Origin of the sequence: Rhodococcus sp. 14-2470-1b (assembly GCF_002259415.1) — a bacterium.
Lineage (GTDB): Bacteria > Actinomycetota > Actinomycetes > Mycobacteriales > Mycobacteriaceae > Rhodococcoides.
The window spans coordinates 130159-147486 of sequence record NZ_NPFY01000028.1 but is presented as its reverse complement, the minus strand read 5'-3'; the positions used below and the strand labels follow the sequence as shown (position 1 = coordinate 147486).

Here is a 17328-nt window from a genome sequence, read left to right as displayed (position 1 = left end):
AGCTATTTGGTGCTGTCTTTGTAGATCGTCGTGATTGCACCGGTATCACCGAAGAGCTCGGAATCGACGACGTCCCACCCACCGAGATCGTCGATCGTGCGCAGGTTCTGCGGGGTGAAGAACTTGTCGGAGAATTCTGCGGCGATTTCCGGGTTGGTCGGACGGAAGCCGGACTCGGCCCAGATGCGCTGGCCTTCGTCGGTGTAGATGAAGTCGTTGAGTGCGTTTGCCTTCTCCAGCTGCGAACTCGTGTTGACGACCGCTACCGGGTTGTCGATTCGGAAGGTGTCGGCCACGTCGATGTGCTCGACGGGCTGTCCCTGCTCCTCGATCAGCAGCGCTTCGTTCTCGTAGCTCAACAGGACATCACCCTGCCCCTGCAGGAACGCCTCCGTTGCGGCGCGGCCCGATTCCGGCTGCACCGGGAAGTGCCCGGACACGAGCTGCTGGACGTAGTCGAGTCCGGCCTGCTTGTCCTGGCCGCCGTTGCTCTTGGCTGCGTAGGGAGCCAGAAGGTTCCACTTGGCGGAACCGGAGCTGAGGGGGCTCGGGCTGATCACCTGAACGTCGGGCTTCAGCAGATCGTCCCAGGTCTGAATGTTCTTGGGGTTGCCCTCGCGCACCACCAAGGTCACCACCGAACCGAAAGGCACACCGCCGTAGGCGTTCTCGTTCCAGCCCTCGTCGACTTTGCCCGCCTTCACGAGACGCGTGATGTCCGGCTCGACGGAGAAGTTCACGATGTCCGCCGGCGCGCCGTCGGCGACCTTGCGAGACTGATTACCCGAGGCACCGTAATCGGCGTTGATGGCGGTATCCCTGCCGTCCTCGGTGGCCTCGAATGCAGGCCCGATGGCATCCCACCCATTCTTCGGGACCGCGTACCCGACGAGAGTCAGTGTCGAACCGCTGCTCGACCCACCGTCGGCCCCGACGGTATCGCTCGACCCACCGCCGCACGCAGCGAGGACCAGGGTCCCCACAGCAGCGAAGGTGGTGAGCAGGTATCGAGAGTTGAGCCTCATCGAGAAGTGCCTTTCATCGAATGTGAATCTGATATGTCGTTGACGGAATCCGTGGAGCAACCGAGGACCGCACATACCTGCTCGAGTCATGCCCGCCGGGTAGCACGGTGAAGCGTCCTTCGGGCACGCGGGCGAGAACCCCGCACGGCGCAGCGCACGCTTCTCAGGCGCGGGGCAGTACGGACTGGGCAGGCGGCCGAATCAGGACGCGGATCGACAACAGTCGATATCCGCGACTGCAAGCATGCCGACCGCGATCAACGCCAATTCATGGCGGACCTGGTACTCGGCAGCGGCAGACACGGACAGAAATCTAGCAGAGGAACCCGGCGGACTCTAATTGCGCGGGCACGCGTCCGATCACCTGGTCAGAAACCATGCCAGAACGACGAGTACGAGCAGTGCGATCAGGGCCAGCGTGACCCTCGACTTCGGCATCAATGACCTTCCGCGACGGGCGACTCGGACGCATCTTTCTCGGCACGCGCGTCACGTCCGAGGGCATGAAGAACAACAGCCAGAACTCGATCGAACACCCGAGCCAATCCCAGCGCGGCCGGAACCAGAACGAGCAGGACGACGAGCGACTGCGGCACGAAAGGCAGCCCGGTGATCCACAGCTCGATCCCGTCCCACCACGTTGCCACTGCATGCACGAACCTCAGCCTAGAGGGCACGTGCGCCACGCCGAAAATCGCCACCGGTGGACGCCGGGCACCGGTGGCGTCGATGATTGAGCGATGACGGCCTTCGACGAACGTTCCACCGTGGTGCCCGTGCCCGACGATTCGATTCCCCGACCAGGCTCTCCCGACGGCGACGGCCATGACCCGCAGGGAGTGTTGTCGAGTACCGAAGCGCCGGTGTCGACCATCACCACCGGCCGAAGCGCGTTTCCTCCGATCGACGATTACGCGTTTCTCTCCGACTGCGAGACAACGTGCCTGATCGCCCGGAACGGCTCCGTCGAGTGGATGTGCGTTCCTCGTCCGGACTCCCCCAGCATCTTCGGTGCCGTCCTCGATCGGAGCGCAGGACACTTCCGCGTCGGCCCCTACGGCCAATCGGTTCCCGCTGCGCGCCGCTACCTTCCCGGCGGACTGATCGTCGAGACCACGTGGCAGACCGAGACGGGCTGGCTCGTCGTCCGTGACGCGCTGGTGATGGGGCCGTGGCACAACACCGATCAGCGCTCGCGAACGCACAAGCGGGCCCCGTCGGACTGGGATGCGGAACATATTCTGCTGCGGACCGTCAAGTGTGTCAGCGGCACCGTCGAACTCGAGATGAGTTGCGAACCGGCGTTCGACTACCACCGCGCGCCCGCCCGCTGGGAGTACACGGGAAAGGTGTACGAGGAGGCGACGGCGACGTGCGAGGCCAGCTCGGTCGGTGACCAACCCACGCTGAAGCTCACCACCAACCTCCGAATCGGTATCGAAGGTCGCGAGGCCCGCGCACGCACGCGAATGACCGAGGGTGACAACATCTTCGTGGCCCTGTCCTGGTCGGATCTGCCAGCACCGCAGACATTCGAGGAAGCGGCAGACAAGATGTGGCGCACGTCCGAGTGCTGGCGCCAGTGGATCACCATCGGTCGTTTCCCCGATCACCCGTGGCGCGGATACTTGCAGCGCAGTGCGCTTGCGTTGAAAGGCTTGACCTACGCACCCACCGGCGCCCTGCTGGCGGCGTCGACGACATCGTTGCCGGAAACTCCTGGAGGAGAACGTAACTGGGATTACCGATATGCGTGGGTGCGCGATTCGACGTTCGCCCTGTGGGGCCTCTACACCCTCGGACTCGACCGTGAGGCGAACGATTTCTTCTCGTTCATGTCCGACGTGTCGATGACCGAGGACGGCAAAGCCAATCCACTGCAGGTGATGTACGGCATCGGCGGCGAGAAGACGCTGGAGGAAACCGAACTGCCACACCTGTCCGGGTACGACGGCGCCAAGCCGGTGCGGATCGGTAATGGCGCGTACAACCAGGAACAGCACGACATCTGGGGCACCATGCTGGATTCGGTGTACCTGCACGTCAAGTCACGCGAGCACGTTCCGGAGTCCCTGTGGCCGCTGCTCAAGCGTCAGGTCGAGGAAGCGATCGCGAATTGGCGGAAGCCGGACCGCGGCATCTGGGAGGTGCGCGGCGAGCCGCAGCACTTCACCTCGTCGAAGGTCATGTGCTGGGTCGCGCTCGATCGGGGCGCGAAACTCGCGTCCATCCACGGCGAGACCGACTACGCGGACCAGTGGAACGAGATCGCCGACGAGATCAAGGCCGACATTCTCGAACACGGTGTCGACGACCGCGGTGTTCTGACGCAGCGGTACGGACACGAATCACTGGACGCGTCACTACTTCTGGTGCCGTTGCTACGCTTCCTCCCCGCCGACGACCATCGGGTCCGTGCAACGGTCCTGGCAATCGCCGACGAGCTGACCGTCGACGGTCTGGTCCTGCGCTACATGGTGGACACCACCGACGACGGGCTGGAGGGCGAGGAAGGAACGTTCACCATCTGCTCGTTCTGGCTGGTGTCCGCGCTCGTCGAGATCGGCGAACTCGCCCGCGCGAAGCACCTGTGCGAACGACTGCTGGGATACGCCAGCCCGCTCAAGCTCTACGCGGAAGAGATCGACGCCAGGTCGGGACGGCACCTCGGTAACTTCCCGCAGGCATTCACCCACTTGGCGCTGATCAACGCAGTCGTACACGTGATCCGAGCGGAGGAAGCGCAGGCCGCCGGTCACTTCCAGCCGGCCCACACCAACTGACGTGAGTGGCCGACTCACTGCAACTGGGTCGCCCATTCCGCCATCAAGTCGGTTGCCGACGCCGCGCGTGCGCGTCGGTGACCGGTTCCGGCCCACATCGACAGCGCCGACGGGTCCCCTGCTGCTCCGGCCTTCGCGCGCATCGGAGCGGTCAGGTAATGCAGGTCCGGGTACGCGAGCGGAGCATCACCGGAGTGATCGCGCATGAATTCGTTGACGATTCCGCGCGCGGGGCGTCCCGAGAATGCACGTGTCACCGCGGTCTCCTCGGTGGCGGTCAGCTGCTCGCGGTGGACCGGGCGGGTTCCCGCCTCGGCCGTGTTCAGAAACGCCGTGCCCAGCTGCGCAGCGTGCGCCGCTCCGGATTTCAACACCGGTGCAACGTCGTTGCCGTCCATCAGGCCGCCCGCAGCGATACGAGGCAGAGCGGACGCCCGCCGCACCGCCTCGAGCAGTTCCGCCAACGGTTCCTCGGGAGCCGAGCCGTCGAAGCTTCCGCGGTGTCCACCGGCCTCCGGACCTTGGACGATCAGTGCGTCGACACCGCTGGCCTCGGCTTCCTCTGCTTCGCTGACGGAGGTCACCGTGCACCACACTTCGGTTCCGACATCGTGCAGCGCGGCGACTTCCGCGGCATCGAATGTCCCGAACGTGCTCGATACGAGCGGGACCGGGTTCTGTACGAGCCAGCGGAACTTTTCCGGGTAGTAGTCGTCGCGCCTGGTCAGTTCACCCCGGGGCGCGTCGTACTTCTCCAGCCATGGAGCGATGCGATCGGCGTACGCGTCGACATCAGCACCGGAAGGGTCGTCGGGAAGGAACAGGTTGACGCCGAACCGGACCTCTCGCAGCGAATCCACCTTCGCCCCGAAAGCGTCCAGGTCGAGTAATGCACCGGCCAGCATGCCGAGACCACCGGCTCGCGAGACCGCGGCAGCGAGCTCAGGAGTGGACGGTCCGCCTGCCATCGGCGCACTGATGATCGGAATGGTCAGTTCGTTCAGGAGTCTCGTCGTCACACTCCATGAAACTACTCCGCTGCTATTTCTTGGGCTTGTCCGCCGACGACTCCGAGGACAGTGCAGCGACGAATGCTTCCTGCGGCACGTCGACGCGACCGATCGTCTTCATGCGCTTCTTGCCTTCCTTCTGCTTCTCGAGCAGCTTGCGCTTACGGCTGATGTCACCGCCGTAGCACTTCGCGAGAACGTCCTTGCGGATCGCTCGAATGTTCTCGCGGGCAATGATTCTGGATCCGATGGCAGCCTGGATGGGCACCTCGAACTGCTGACGAGGAATCAGCTCTTTGAGCTTGGTTGTCATCTTGTTGCCGTACGCGGCTGCGGCATCCTTGTGCACGATCGCGGAGAACGCATCGACGGCCTCGCCCTGCAACAGGATGTCGACCTTCACGAGCGCAGCGCTTTGCTCGCCGACTTCCTCGTAATCCAGGCTGGCGTAACCGCGGGTGCGGGATTTGAGGATGTCGAAGAAGTCGAAGATGATCTCGGCCATCGGAATGGTGTAGCGGAGCTCGACTCGGGTCTCGGACAGATAGTCCATACCTCCCAGCTCGCCACGCCTCCCCTGGCACAGTTCCATGATCGAGCCGATGAACTCACTCGGGGAGATGATGGTGCACTTGACCATCGGCTCGAACACGTCGCGCGTCTTGCCCTCAGGCCAGTACGACGGGTTGGTGACGATGTGCTCGGCACCGTCCTCCATCTCCACGCGGTACACCACGTTGGGCGAAGTGGAGATCAGGTCCAGGTTGAACTCGCGTTCGAGACGCTCGCGGGTGATCTCCATGTGCAGCAAGCCCAGGAAGCCGCAGCGGAAACCGAAGCCGAGCGCCACGGACGTCTCGGGCTCGTAGGTCAATGCTGCGTCGTTGAGCTGCAGCTTCTCGAGCGCATCACGCAGGTCCGGGTAGTCGGACCCGTCGAGGGGGTACAGACCGGAGTAGACCATCGGCCGTGGCTCGCGGTATCCGGTCAAAGGTTCCGTCGCACCCTTGCGTGCGGTGGTGACGGTGTCACCGACCTTCGACTGACGCACGTCCTTGACGCCCGTGATGAGGTACCCCACCTCGCCGACGCCCAGGCCCTTGGTTGCCTTCGGGTCCGGCGACACGATGCCGACCTCGAGAAGTTCGTGTGTCGAGCCCGTCGACATCATCGTGACCTTCTCGCGCGGATTCAACGCACCGTCGACGACACGAACGTAGGTCACGACGCCGCGGTACGTGTCGTAGACGGAGTCGAAGATCATCGCGCGGGCCGGGCCGTCCGCGTCACCGACGGGAGCAGGTACCTGCTTGACGACCTCGTTCAGCAACTCCTCGACGCCGACGCCCGTCTTGCCGGACACTCGCAGGACGTCGTCCGGCTCACAGCCGATGATGTGAGCGATCTCCGCGGCGTAGCGATCCGGATCGGCCGCCGGCAAGTCGATCTTGTTGAGCACAGGAATGATCGTCAGCTCTTTGTCGAGCGCCAAATACAGGTTCGCGAGCGTCTGAGCCTCGATACCCTGCGCTGCGTCGACGAGCAGAACAGCACCCTCACACGCCTCGAGCGCACGAGAAACCTCGTACGTGAAGTCGACGTGTCCAGGCGTGTCGATCAGGTGGAGAACGAACTCTTCACCGTCGACGACCCACGGCAGGCGCACGTTCTGCGCCTTGATGGTGATGCCTCGTTCACGCTCGATGTCCATGCGGTCGAGGTACTGAGCTCGCATCGACCGATCATCGACGACGCCCGTGAGCTGCAGCATCCGGTCAGCCAGCGTCGACTTGCCGTGGTCGATGTGGGCGATGATGCAAAAGTTCCTGATCCGGGCGGGATCGGTGAACGTCGTATCGGCGAAGCTGGGCACTCGTATCCTTTGCTGGCGCTTGCAAGAGAGAACCTGACTATCGTCCCACAGGGTCATTCCGCAGGCTCCACTCCCGCCCGTCCCACCACGGTCATTCCGCAGGCTCCACTCCCGCCCGCCCCATGTCCTGGGTCGACGGGTTACGCGGGCCGGGTCGCTAAACTCGACGCCCATGGCGGGCAACTGGAGCAAATTGGGCAAGCAACTCGGGAAAATTGCGCTTCGGGAGGGGCCGAGACTGTTTCGCCAGTTGCAGAACTCCGGCGCCCTGCAGAAGGGCAAGGACGCGATTGCCGGCAACTCGTCGTCGGCACCCGCCCCCACGCCGGGTCGCCCGGTGGCGTCGAAGACCGTTCCGACGGCCCACCGCGCCCGTCGGGTCGAATACTCCCCTGACCTCGACGGCAAGGCCGATCCCGGTGAGATCGTGTGGACGTGGGTCACGTACGAGGAAGATGCAAGTCAGGGCAAGGATCGACCGGTGCTCGTCGTCGGCCGGGACGGACAGACCCTTCTCGGGTTGATGCTGTCCAGTCAGGACAAGCGCGAGGGCGACCCCGACTGGGTGTCGATCGGGGCAGGGTCGTGGGATGCGGAAGGTCGGCCGAGTTGGATCAGGCTCGACCGTGTTCTCGACGTGCCGGAGAGCGGCATCCGGCGCGAGGGCGCCATCCTGGCCAAGGGAAAGTTCGACGCGGTCGCCGCCCGTCTGCGTAAGGACTACAGCTGGTCCTGAAATCGCATGCGGGCGACGCGCCCGCCTACGCCAGCCTTGTGATTTCCACCACGACATCGAGAGCGGTGGATCCACCACCCGAGAAGATGCCTTTCAGGGGTGGCACGTCTGCGTAGTCACGGCCGAGACCGACCGAGACATGCTGCTCGTTGACGGCGATGGCATTGGTGGGGTCGTATCCCCACCAGGCTCCGGTCCACGCTTCGATCCAGGCGTGAGACTGCCCTTCGACCGACGCACCGATGACGGCGTCCTTCTTCGGGTGCAGATAGCCCGAGACGTAGCGGCTGGGAATCCCGAGGCTACGCAGCAGGAGCAGCGTCAGGTGTGCGTAATCCTGGCAGACGCCCTTCTTCTCGGACCAGGCCTCGACTGCCGAGGTGTGCACGCCCGTGGTTCCCGGAACGTAGGACATCTCCTGGTTCACCCAGTTCGCGATCTCCACGACCGACTCTTGAGGCGGCAGGCCTTTGGAGAGCTTTTTCGCGATCGCTGCCAGCTGGCGGTTCTTGGGAACGTAGACGGTGTTGTCGAGGACCTCGTTGAACCGATCGATCACTGGTTCGCTGGCAAGCTCCTCCCACGACGCGTTCTCCTCCGGAGCCAAGAACGGATCGGTTTCGACGACGGACGACCCCGTCACTTCCAGTTCCGTGTGCGGTGCGTGAAGATCGAAGGCCGTTACCGCCGTACCCCAGTAGTCGGTGTACCGGTAACTCCTGGTCACCGGATTGGTCTCGACTCGGTTCAGGATGACGTTCTGCCGGTTGTCACTTCGCGGTGTCAGGCGCGCCTCGTTGTAGGACGACGTCACCGGAGCGTCGTATTGATAGCCCGTGGTGTGGACAACGCGCATACGCCAGCTCACAGTTCACCTTCCAATTGATCCTCGTACGTTCCCGAACCCGCATCGGTCCACGCGACCCAGGGCGCCGCATGGAAATACTGCTTGGAAATCGCGTCTCCCAGTTCTCGGCACGTCTCCTGCAGCGCCAGCAACCTGTCCTGCAGATCGTCCAACAGTGCTCCGGGTCGCAGAAATTCGAGCTCGCTGCGGGCGCGGCCGAGTAGTCGCTGAGCCTCGGCTCGCGCGCCGACGCGGCTGTTGGGCTGATGATCGAGTTGATCCAACGAGCGTTCCGCCTCACTCAACGCATAGAACACCGAACGTGGGAACAGCCGGTCCAACAGCATGAATTCGAGCACTCGCTGCGCATCGAGCGCGCCGCGGTACGTGCGGAGGTAGGTGTCGTGCGCGCCCGCCGCACGGAGCACGGTCACCCATGCCGGCGACGACGGCCGGTCACCCGCACGCGAGAGCAGCAGACGCACCACCATGTCGACGCGTTCCACCGAACGACCGAGAATGAGGAAGCGATATCCGTCGTCGTGACTCAGCGTGGAATCGGCGAGTCCGGCGAACATCGCCGCCCGCTCCTCGATGTAACTGAAGAACTCGTGCGGTCCGGTGCGCTTCGACGCCCGGATGCGGTCTCCCAAGCCGTTGTAGGTGGTGTTGAGGCACTCCCACATCTCGGTGGACGTGACTTCCCGTGCACCACGAGCGTTCTCACGGGCACCCGACAGGGAATCGACGATCGATCCACGTCCCTCCCGACTGAACGCGACCACCTCGGTCAGCGACCACACGTCCAGGGACACGTCGGGTTCGTGCTGGAACCCGAGAACGCGGAGCAGGACACGAGAGATGTGATCGGGATCGACCGTCGCGTCCTCGAGGAGCTGATGGACCGTGACGTCCAGGATTCGAGCCGTGTCGTCGGCCCGCTCCACGTACCGCCCGATCCAGTAAAGCGACTCTGCGTTACGCGCGAGCATCTAGCATCCACCACCGTTCGAAAGCTGTTGCTGCTGTTGTTGCTGCTGCTGCTGCTGCTGGTCCATGGTCAATTCCGGGCCCTGTTCGGCCCGTGGAGCCTCGGGCGGCTCGCTGACGATCTCCTCACCCGCTAGTTCCTGCTCTTCCTGCGACGTTCGAGTTGCCAGAACCCAGGTGTCCTTGCTTCCACCGCCCTGGCTCGAGTTGACCACGAGCGAGCCTTCGGGAAGCGCGACTCGGGTCAGCCCGCCCGGCAACACCCAGACGTCGTCGCCGTCGTTGACTGCGAATGGCCGCAGGTCGACGTGGCGAGGCACGAGCCGGCCGCCGATCTTCGTCGGAACCGTGGACAGCTGAACGACGGGCTGCGCGATCCAGCCACGGGGATCGGCTCGGATCTTCTTGCTGATCGTCGACAGTTCCTTGGGCGACGCGTCGGGACCGAAGACGATGCCGTAACCGCCTGATCCTTCGACCGGCTTGATGACCAGTTCGTCCACTCGGTCGAGCACTTCCTCGCACTCGTCGTCGAGCCAGCACCGGAACGTGTCGACGTTCGCGAGGAGCGGCTTCTCGCCCAGGTAGTAGTCGATGATCGTCGGAACGTACGTGTAGACCAGTTTGTCGTCGCCGACTCCGTTGCCGACGGCACTCGAGATGACGACGTTGCCTGCGCGAGCGGCGTTGACCAACCCGGCGACGCCGAGGACCGAGTCCGGACGGAACTGCATGGGGTCCAGGTAATCGTCGTCGATGCGGCGGTAGATGACGTCGACCTGGCGTTCGCCCTCGGTCGTACGCATGTAGACGACGTTGTCGCGGCAGAACAGGTCGCGGCCCTCGACCAGTTCGACACCCATGAGACGAGCGAGCAGGGAGTGTTCGAAGTACGCGGAGTTCGCGACACCCGGTGTGAGGACGACCACCGTCGGGTCGGCTTCGTTGAGGGCCGCGGACGCGCGTAGCGCCCGGAGCAGGTGCGACGCATAATCACCGACAGCGCGTACCCGGTGTGTGGCGAAAAGATCGGGGAACACTCTCGCCATGGTGCGGCGATTCTCCATGACGTAGGACACGCCGGAGGGCGACCTCAGGTTGTCCTCCAGCACACGGAACGTGCCCTGGGCATCGCGAATCAGGTCGATGCCTGCGACGTGGATACGCACGCCGTTGGGCGGGACGATGCCCACTGCTTCACGGTGGAAGTGCTCACACGACGTGACCAGACGTTTCGGCACGACGCCGTCGCGCAGAATTTCTTGGTCTCCGTAGATGTCGGCCAGAAACATCTCCAGCGCCCGGACGCGCTGCTTGATGCCACGCTCGAGGCGCGACCACTCGCCTGCGGCGATGACGCGCGGAACTTGATCCAGAGGAAACGGGCGTTCCTGTCCCGAGAGGGAGAACGTGATGCCCTGGTCGACGAAGGCGCGGCCGAGTGCATCCGAGCGCGCGTCGAGGTCCGCTGAACTCGACGGCTCGAGTGCGGTGTGAATGCCCTTGTAGGGAGTCCGGGTCTTGCCGTCCGGGTCGAACATCTCGTCGAAGGCCAGACCGTACTTTCCGACATCGGAATAGCCGCCGAACACGCCGTCCACTTCGGGTTTCTCGCGAGCTGCCGACTTGGATTTGCTTGGCTTGGCCTTGTCTTGGGCTGTGGCTGCAGATCGCGGGCTCATCTCGGCAATGTTGCTACAGAGGCAGGAGATAAGCGCGCCGGACGCGTTAATTTCTGGAAACGCACAACACTTACCCTGTGTACGTACAGGCCGAATTGGGTTCTGCCGACGGTGCTGGTATTCTCGATCTTCGGCGCTGGGCTTCATGGCTTGGCAGCAGACTTCGGGCATTCCAGCATGGACCGCCCTGACCGGAATACCGACGAAGACAGAAGGATTTTACGCGTGGCCAACATCAAGTCCCAGAAGAAGCGGATTCTCACCAACGAGCGCAACCGCCTGCGCAACCAGTCGGTGAAGTCCTCGCTGCGGACGATCATTCGCTCCTTCCGCGCCGCTGAGGCCGAGGGCGACAAGGACAAGGCTTCCGCCATCCTCGTCAGCGCAGGTCGCCAGCTGGACAAGGCAGCCAGCAAGGGTGTCATCCACAAGAACCAGGCAGCCAACAAGAAGTCGGCTCTGGCTCTGGCAGTCAACAAGCTCTGATTCTTTTTCGTCGAAAGAACCCGCTCGGTCGTCACCGAGCGGGTTCTTTCGCGTTCCCGTGATGCCTACCGTGCACTGAGCGTCGCCACCACCGACACTGCGCTCTCCACTGCATAATCCGCGTCGGCGGCCTGGCCCTTGACGTCGGCGTTGAGCTTCGACACCACCTGCAAAGCCTCCCCGATCGACGCACCGGTCCAGCCGCGGGCCTGTGCTTGTGCTTTCTTGATTTTCCACGGCGGCATCCCCAGTTCTCCCGCCATCTTGAACGGGTCACCTCGGCCTGCCGAACCCACGAGTGCGATAGTGCGAACTGCATCGGCCAGTGCGTCGGCCAGCAGAACATGCGGCACGCCCCGATGCATGGCCCACCGCAACGCTTCGAGAGCGCCGGGCACGTCTCCCCCGACGGCTTTCTCCGCAACGTCGAATCCGGATACTTCAGCTTTGCCCGAGTAATACCGTCGGACCGCGTCGACGTCGACCTTGCCCGCGGTATCCGCAATGAGCTGCGAGCAGGCGGCAGCAAGTTCACGAAGATCGGAACCGACCGCCTCCACGACCGCCTCCACGACGTCCTGGTTCACTCGCACCTGGGCCGTGCCGAACTCACGTTTGACGAAATCCGACCTCTCCGACGCCTTCGTCAACTTTGCGCACTCGTGCGTGACGGCACCGGATTTCTGCAGCGATCCGACCATTGCCTTGGCCCTGCCACCGCCGGAGTGCATGATCACCAACACGGCCCCCTCGGGCGGATCGGCCGCCGCGTCCAGAACCAACGCGACGGCGTCCTTACCTGCCTCGGCTGCTGCTTCGAGTACGACCACGCGGTCCTCGGCGAACAGCGACGGGCTGAGAAGTTCGGCAAGTTCCGGTCCACTTGCGTCGCCTGCCCGCAGTTTGGTGACGGGAACATCGTCGCCCTCGGGGGCGGCCTTCTTGACCGACGAGACGATCGATGCCACTGCCCGGTCCATGAGCAGTTCCTCGTCACCGAGAACGAGATGCAGAGGTTCCACCGGACTGTTCGCATTCACACCGACGATCGTGCCATGTGGGTCCGACGTAGTTCACCGCCACCTGCCGCGACGCGGATTCGGTCTTCACACCGACCAGACGATCCACAGAACCGTGGCCGCTGCCCCCGCTCCCCCGATCATCCACCGCAGGAATCGAACCCTCAGAGCGCAGACGATCGCAGCCGTCACGGCCACGACGATCACCACACCTGCTGCGCCGCCGGGAGTTCCGATACTCGCACCCGGGACGGATCCCGCGCGCTCGGCAACCAGGATCAACCACCACAGCGGAGCGTCGGTGAGTCTCAACACGAGGGACGCCGGCCCCGACGCCCACGGTGCCACGGCAGCAGCGACCACACCGACGACGGTGATCGGCGCCACGACGGGTGCGACGGCCATGTTCGCGGCGATTCCCACCACCGACAGGGTTCCGGACATGCCCGCGACGATCGGTGCGGTCACCGCATGAGCCGCCGACGCGACCGCAACGATCTCCGCGGCGCTGCGACCCCAGCCGTGGCTGCGCAGCCAATCCACCCACACCGGAGCCACCACGACCAGTCCCGCGGTCGCGGCAACCGACAGCGCGAAACCGACGTCGACGGAGAGCTGAGGCAACCACACCAGCAATCCGAGGACAGACGTACACAATGCGGGGACAGCTTGCCTGCGTCTGCCTGTCACGAGAGCGAGCAGGCCGACCGCGCCCATGACGGCCGCACGCAGCACACTCGGTGACGGTCTCGCCACGACGACGAACGCGACGACAGCCATCGCGCCGATCAGCACCGTGGTCCTGGGACCGAGCGCCGCCGAGCGGGTGAGCAGGAGAACCGCACCGAGCACGATCGCGAAGTTCGCACCCGACACCGCGGTCAGATGAGTCAGACCCGCTGCGCGAAAGTCGGTTTCGACGTCTTCCGGCAGGCCGGACACGTCGCCCACCACGAGTCCGGGAAGCACACCTGCGCGATCGGCTGGGAGAGCCTCTGCGGCGGCGGACGACAGCGATGTCCTGACGGTCGACGCCGCGCGGGCGACGGTTCCCGGTGGCTGGACGTGCAGGGGTGGTCCGTTCACGCGGACGACCGCGAGCGTCAGGTTGCGCCAGGTCGGTTCCGCCAACCGACCTCTCACCAGAACCTGTTGGCCGGGCACCAGATGGTCCCATCCGTCGGAGGGTGCGAGCACAGTGAGGCGGCCACCCAATTCGATCGGTGTGCCCGCGAGGTCGATTCGTCGGAGCTCCACCGCGATGGTCACCATCGAGGGTCCGGGCGAGCGTGTCCGTCGGGGATCCTCTACGACGGACACAGCGGCGCTGATCCACGCACGGTCCTTCGCGGCTGCGGTTACCGGACTGGACTCGAACATCGAGGCGTGCACGGCCGACGCGCCTGCGTAACAGCACGACACGACGGACATCGCGACGAGCCCGAACGCTGCCGCGCCGAGCCGAGCCCGGCATCGTAGAACAACGACGACCACGACACCCGATATCACCGCGACCGCGGCAGCGAGTACCGATCCGCCGAGAACTCCGACGATCGTCGCACCCCATCCCGCCGCTGCCGCCGGAACCAGGCGCACATCGTGTGCACGGATCGGCGGTTCGGTCATACCGTCACCTGAGGTCTGAGTTTCTCCAGGCGCACCGGACCGATACCGTCGACCTCCGCCAATTGCCCTATGTCGCCGAACTTTCCGTTGACCTCCCGCCAGGCGACGATGTTGGCCGCAGTCACCGGCCCCACGCCGTCGAGGGCGTCGAGCTCGGCGACCGTCGCGGTGTTGAGGTTCACCAGTGCCGTGGACCCGGTCGCTGAGTCCTCGGCGGAACCGGGCTGGTCAACGGAATCAGGGCCGTTGGCAGAACCGGGCCCGGATGACGCAGCCGAATCTCGTACGGTGCCACTGACTACCGGCCTACCTTCCGGCGGGAGAACTCCGACGATGATCTGGTCACCGTCACTCACCTTGGCAGCGAGGTTGAGCGCCAACATGTCCGCACCCTCCAGGACGCCGCCGGCCGCAGCGATCGCGTCCGCTACACGGGCGCCTGGCGGCAGGTTCACCAACCCCGACGAGACGACGAGGCCGACCACGCTGACCACGATCCGCGACGGGGGCTCCGGCACCGATGGCTCCGTCGCACTCGGTGTCGACTGCGAGTCCGACACCGGTTGCACGACGGGCAGGGCCGGTACCGGTGCCACCTGCGGTGAGTCTCGCAGCATCGCGTAGCCCGCGACGAGCAGGACGATCAGACCGACGCCGCACAGTCCGAGGAGTCCGGTGCGACCGGGATCCATGCGAGCTCCGCGCCACCGCTCCGGAAGATACGCGGACAGAGCGGAGTCGTGACCGTCGTCGAACCCGAGCCGCTCCGGTCCGTCCCGTACCGCGCTGTCGGAGTCGTCGGCGTACTCGTGGTCATCGGTTGCGCGATCGACTCGAACGGCCTCCCGAGAGATGGGCCGAGCCCGCGGCGATGACATGGGAGGTGACGGTAGCGAGGCCGCCGACCCCACCGCGCCGCGAAACCCAGGTCGTGAATTGCCCTGTGGACAACCCAGCGCCTGTGGACAACCCGCACCCCCGCGGTGGTCCGACGACGGCTACTGCGCGACGACGACCCCGACCGCGCCGGGCCCGACGTGCGCTCCGAGGACAGCGCCGAAGGGCACCACATCGATGTCGATCGGGTGCGCGATGCGCTCGCGCAGCATGGACACCACCGTGTCGGCACGGTCCGGGCAGAGCATGTGGTGCACCGTCATGGCGAGGTCGTCGTCACTAGAGTCGTCGTCACCCGAGTCGGCGGCGCCCTCGGCCACTCTCGAGGCAGCGTCGACGAGCTTGTTCAGCGCTTTCGTCGAGGTGCGCGCTTTCTCGCCTAGTACCAGCTTTCCGTCGGTGAGGTGCAGCACTGGTTTCATCGCAAGCGCGGTACCGAGCAGTGCTGCGGCAGCGCCGATTCTGCCGCCGCGACGAAGGTGGTCGAGACGATCGACGACGATGAAGCTGCTCGTTCTCGCCGTCATCGACGCCGCGGTGTCGTACACGTCGTCGAGACCGTCACCGTTCGCTGCCGAGCGCGCCGCGGCGAGCACCGCATAACCGAGACCCATGCCGGCGGAGGCCGAATCGACCACACGAACTCGATCCCCGACGGCTGCTGCAGCCTGACGAGCAGCCTCCCAGGTGCTCGACAGTCCTCGCGAGATATGCACGGCCACAACCCCGTCACCGCCACTGCGATCGAGGGCATCGGAGTAGAGGTCGGTCAGCTCGGACGGCGACGCTCCGGCCGTCGTCACCGGACCTTTCGCAGCGAAGTCCTCGGGGATGGTGTCGACGCCCTCTCTCAGGTCGACGCCGTCGACGAAGACATGAAGCGGCGCCACTGCGATTGCCGAACCGCCGCGTTCGGGGCCGATGCATGCCGACGAGTCGGTTACCACGACGACTGTCACGCCGGTGCGCTCCGATCGGGCGCAACCGATCTCAGCACGGTGAGCATGGCGTCGGCGACCTGAACGTGGGCGTCCCAGCCCCAGTGGATTCCATCCGGGTTCGCCTGTCCGGAGTCGATGTTCTCCCGTACGGCGGTGGCAAGATCCACGAGCGGGACACCTGTGGTCGAACTCCACTGCCGCAGAGCCTTTTCCGCCGCCGGTCGACCGGAGTGAACCCGACCGTAGGCGTCGGAGCGGTGCACCGAAGGAAGCGTCCCGACGACCGGCAGATCCGGGCGGACGTAGGCCAGCGCGGCACGCGACTGTTCCAGATAGTCGACGCTGAGCTTGGGCGGCAGAGCCACCGGCCAGCCGAGGTGCGCGAGTCGCGGCTGCGCCCACTGGTATCCGGTACGAACGATTCGGCGGAGCGCGGGCGGGCGAATGTACCGAATCTGCTCACGGAGGGCGGTCGGCATCGGCGAAGGCAGCGAGTCCATTCCACCGACACCGAACACGACGGCGCCCGCCTTGGGGATCGCGGCCCACACCCGTGGGTCCTGAGTGAGTGCCCACCACGCGTCTCGACTGGTCCAGCCGATCCGGGCAACCAACTCTACTGTCCAACCCAGCTCGGCGGCAACGATATTGGGCCAGATGCGAGGATCGTCGACGGGCAGTCCGCCCTCGGGCCCGTAGTAGCTCAGCGAGTCCGCCAGCACCAACAGAACGGGTGCGGGAGCATCAGAGGACGTCACTGGCCACCCGCGCCGACGCATTCCACACGTCGAGGCGCCAGCCGAGATTCTCGCCCTCTCCGTGGCTGCTCAACTGCACCCAACTCGTGTTGGACAGTCCGCCGAGGACCGGCCACCGGTCGACCGGCAGATCCAGTAACGCCGCGGTCATGGCTGCGATCTGACCGCCGTGCGCGACGAGGACGACGGGCGCACTCGACCCGTCGGATCCCCACTCCGGCAGATCTGCGACGAGTTCCTGCACGACGGGCAGGCTGCGGCGCGCGACGTCGATCCTGCTTTCGCCTCCGGGCGGTGCCATCGTCGCGTCGGCGCGCCACGCCGCACGTGCCCCGGGTGCGACGGCGTCGACGTCGAGGTGGGTCAGGCCCTGCCATTCGCCGAGGTGCGTCTCCCGGAGTCGCTGATCCGTGACGACGACGACGCCCGACGCGTCACCGAGAGCGACCGCCGTGTCGTACGCCCGTCGCAGGTCCGAGGACACGATGCGGAGCGGTGAGCGGGTCGCGAGTTCCGCGGCCGCGGTCTTGGCCTGGGATCGTCCGAGTTCGGTGAGGTCGGTATCCAGCTGTCCCTGCATCCGGTCGCCTGCGTTGTACTCGGTCTGACCGTGGCGCAGTAGGATCAGCTGCCGTTTCGTCGGTTCGGTCACTGC

Annotated in this window: 17 protein-coding genes; 3 read left to right on the top strand and 14 right to left on the bottom strand. The window is 65.1% G+C overall.

The window, feature by feature from the left end; all coding sequences use genetic code 11:
• Positions 1–2 precede the first annotated feature (2 nt).
• The 3 genes from CH293_RS20800 to CH293_RS20795 form a co-directional block, all read right to left on the bottom strand.
• On the bottom strand, positions 3–1025 hold the full coding sequence (locus CH293_RS20800; RefSeq protein ID WP_037107411.1) for a sulfate ABC transporter substrate-binding protein: 1023 nt from the start codon (positions 1023–1025) through the stop codon (positions 3–5).
• 201 nt (positions 1026–1226) lie between these two features.
• On the bottom strand, positions 1227–1328 hold the full coding sequence (locus CH293_RS28815; protein WP_342585472.1) for an Ms4533A family Cys-rich leader peptide: 102 nt from the start codon (positions 1326–1328) through the stop codon (positions 1227–1229).
• Between the two features lie 134 nt (positions 1329–1462).
• Complete coding sequence (locus CH293_RS20795) at positions 1463–1681, bottom strand: hypothetical protein (protein ID WP_241483682.1); 219 nt, start codon at positions 1679–1681, stop codon at positions 1463–1465.
• 84 nt (positions 1682–1765) lie between these two features.
• Between CH293_RS20795 and CH293_RS20790 the strand changes: the two genes are divergently transcribed.
• On the top strand, positions 1766–3808 hold the full coding sequence (locus CH293_RS20790; RefSeq protein WP_037107409.1) for a glycoside hydrolase family 15 protein: 2043 nt from the start codon (positions 1766–1768) through the stop codon (positions 3806–3808).
• 14 nt (positions 3809–3822) lie between these two features.
• Here CH293_RS20790 and CH293_RS20785 read toward each other — a convergent pair whose 3' ends face one another.
• A complete protein-coding gene (locus tag CH293_RS20785; RefSeq protein WP_094721366.1) occupies positions 3823–4827 on the bottom strand; it encodes a nitronate monooxygenase family protein in 1005 nt (334 codons plus the stop codon).
• A 22-nt stretch (positions 4828–4849) separates the two neighbouring features.
• A complete protein-coding gene (gene lepA, locus CH293_RS20780; RefSeq protein ID WP_020111642.1) occupies positions 4850–6691 on the bottom strand; it encodes a translation elongation factor 4 in 1842 nt (613 codons plus the stop codon).
• Positions 6692–6863: 172 nt separating this feature from the next.
• Between lepA and CH293_RS20775 the strand changes: the two genes are divergently transcribed.
• Positions 6864–7427 (top strand): type II toxin-antitoxin system PemK/MazF family toxin, encoded by a 564-nt coding sequence (locus tag CH293_RS20775; RefSeq protein WP_094721364.1) that lies wholly within the window; start codon positions 6864–6866, stop codon positions 7425–7427.
• A 25-nt stretch (positions 7428–7452) separates the two neighbouring features.
• On the opposite strand, the gene CH293_RS20770 is transcribed toward CH293_RS20775, so the two are convergent.
• From CH293_RS20770 to CH293_RS20760, 3 genes are read right to left on the bottom strand one after another with little or no spacing between them, the layout of a single operon-like run.
• Positions 7453–8283 carry a transglutaminase family protein gene (locus CH293_RS20770; RefSeq protein ID WP_019664687.1) on the bottom strand — a complete coding sequence of 277 codons (831 nt, stop codon included), beginning with the start codon at positions 8281–8283 and terminating at the stop codon, positions 7453–7455.
• Between the two features lie 8 nt (positions 8284–8291).
• The gene (locus tag CH293_RS20765; RefSeq protein ID WP_037110330.1) at positions 8292–9266 is read right to left on the bottom strand and encodes an alpha-E domain-containing protein; all 975 of its coding nucleotides are present in this window, start codon (positions 9264–9266) and stop codon (positions 8292–8294) included.
• Positions 9267–10805 carry a circularly permuted type 2 ATP-grasp protein gene (locus tag CH293_RS20760; RefSeq protein ID WP_255122947.1) on the bottom strand — a complete coding sequence of 513 codons (1539 nt, stop codon included), beginning with the start codon at positions 10803–10805 and terminating at the stop codon, positions 9267–9269. It abuts the gene before it with no gap.
• A gap of 366 nt (positions 10806–11171) precedes the next feature.
• On the opposite strand from CH293_RS20760, the gene rpsT reads away from it, so the two are divergent.
• On the top strand, positions 11172–11432 hold the full coding sequence (gene rpsT / locus CH293_RS20755; RefSeq protein WP_019664690.1) for a 30S ribosomal protein S20: 261 nt from the start codon (positions 11172–11174) through the stop codon (positions 11430–11432).
• 65 nt (positions 11433–11497) lie between these two features.
• Here the strand turns inward: rpsT and holA are convergent, their stop codons facing one another.
• The 6 genes from holA to CH293_RS20725 all read right to left on the bottom strand — a co-directional run bounded on the left by holA (position 11498) and on the right by CH293_RS20725 (position 17325).
• Positions 11498–12472 (bottom strand): DNA polymerase III subunit delta, encoded by a 975-nt coding sequence (gene holA, locus CH293_RS20750; RefSeq protein WP_037110327.1) that lies wholly within the window; start codon positions 12470–12472, stop codon positions 11498–11500.
• 66 nt (positions 12473–12538) lie between these two features.
• A complete protein-coding gene (locus CH293_RS20745; protein WP_094721363.1) occupies positions 12539–14077 on the bottom strand; it encodes a ComEC/Rec2 family competence protein in 1539 nt (512 codons plus the stop codon).
• Entirely contained in the window at positions 14074–14955 is an 882-nt protein-coding gene (locus tag CH293_RS20740; RefSeq protein ID WP_037110325.1) for a helix-hairpin-helix domain-containing protein, read from the bottom strand. Before CH293_RS20740 ends, CH293_RS20745 begins: the two co-directional genes overlap by 4 nt.
• A 120-nt stretch (positions 14956–15075) precedes the next feature.
• Positions 15076–15933, bottom strand: coding sequence for a DegV family protein (locus CH293_RS20735; protein ID WP_037110324.1), 858 nt, complete (start codon positions 15931–15933; stop codon positions 15076–15078).
• Entirely contained in the window at positions 15930–16694 is a 765-nt protein-coding gene (gene octT / locus CH293_RS20730; protein WP_170945305.1) for a diglucosylglycerate octanoyltransferase, read from the bottom strand. The genes CH293_RS20735 and octT overlap by 4 nt, the downstream gene beginning before the upstream one ends.
• Positions 16660–17325 (bottom strand): histidine phosphatase family protein, encoded by a 666-nt coding sequence (locus tag CH293_RS20725; RefSeq protein WP_037110320.1) that lies wholly within the window; start codon positions 17323–17325, stop codon positions 16660–16662. The genes octT and CH293_RS20725 overlap by 35 nt, the downstream gene beginning before the upstream one ends.
• Positions 17326–17328 lie beyond the last annotated feature (3 nt).

Coding starts and splice junctions, on each gene's coding strand:
- octT (WP_170945305.1), bottom strand. CDS start 16,694: ATGCGTCGGCGCGGGTGGCCAGTGACGTCCTCTGATGCTCCCGCACCC.
- CH293_RS20765 (WP_037110330.1), bottom strand. CDS start 9,266: ATGCTCGCGCGTAACGCAGAGTCGCTTTACTGGATCGGGCGGTACGTG.
- CH293_RS20800 (WP_037107411.1), bottom strand. CDS start 1,025: ATGAGGCTCAACTCTCGATACCTGCTCACCACCTTCGCTGCTGTGGGG.
- CH293_RS20740 (WP_037110325.1), bottom strand. CDS start 14,955: ATGTCATCGCCGCGGGCTCGGCCCATCTCTCGGGAGGCCGTTCGAGTC.
- CH293_RS20775 (WP_094721364.1), top strand. CDS start 6,864: ATGGCGGGCAACTGGAGCAAATTGGGCAAGCAACTCGGGAAAATTGCG.
- CH293_RS20770 (WP_019664687.1), bottom strand. CDS start 8,283: ATGCGCGTTGTCCACACCACGGGCTATCAATACGACGCTCCGGTGACG.
- CH293_RS20790 (WP_037107409.1), top strand. CDS start 1,766: ATGACGGCCTTCGACGAACGTTCCACCGTGGTGCCCGTGCCCGACGAT.
- CH293_RS20760 (WP_255122947.1), bottom strand. CDS start 10,805: ATGTTCGACCCGGACGGCAAGACCCGGACTCCCTACAAGGGCATTCAC.
- CH293_RS20745 (WP_094721363.1), bottom strand. CDS start 14,077: ATGACCGAACCGCCGATCCGTGCACACGATGTGCGCCTGGTTCCGGCG.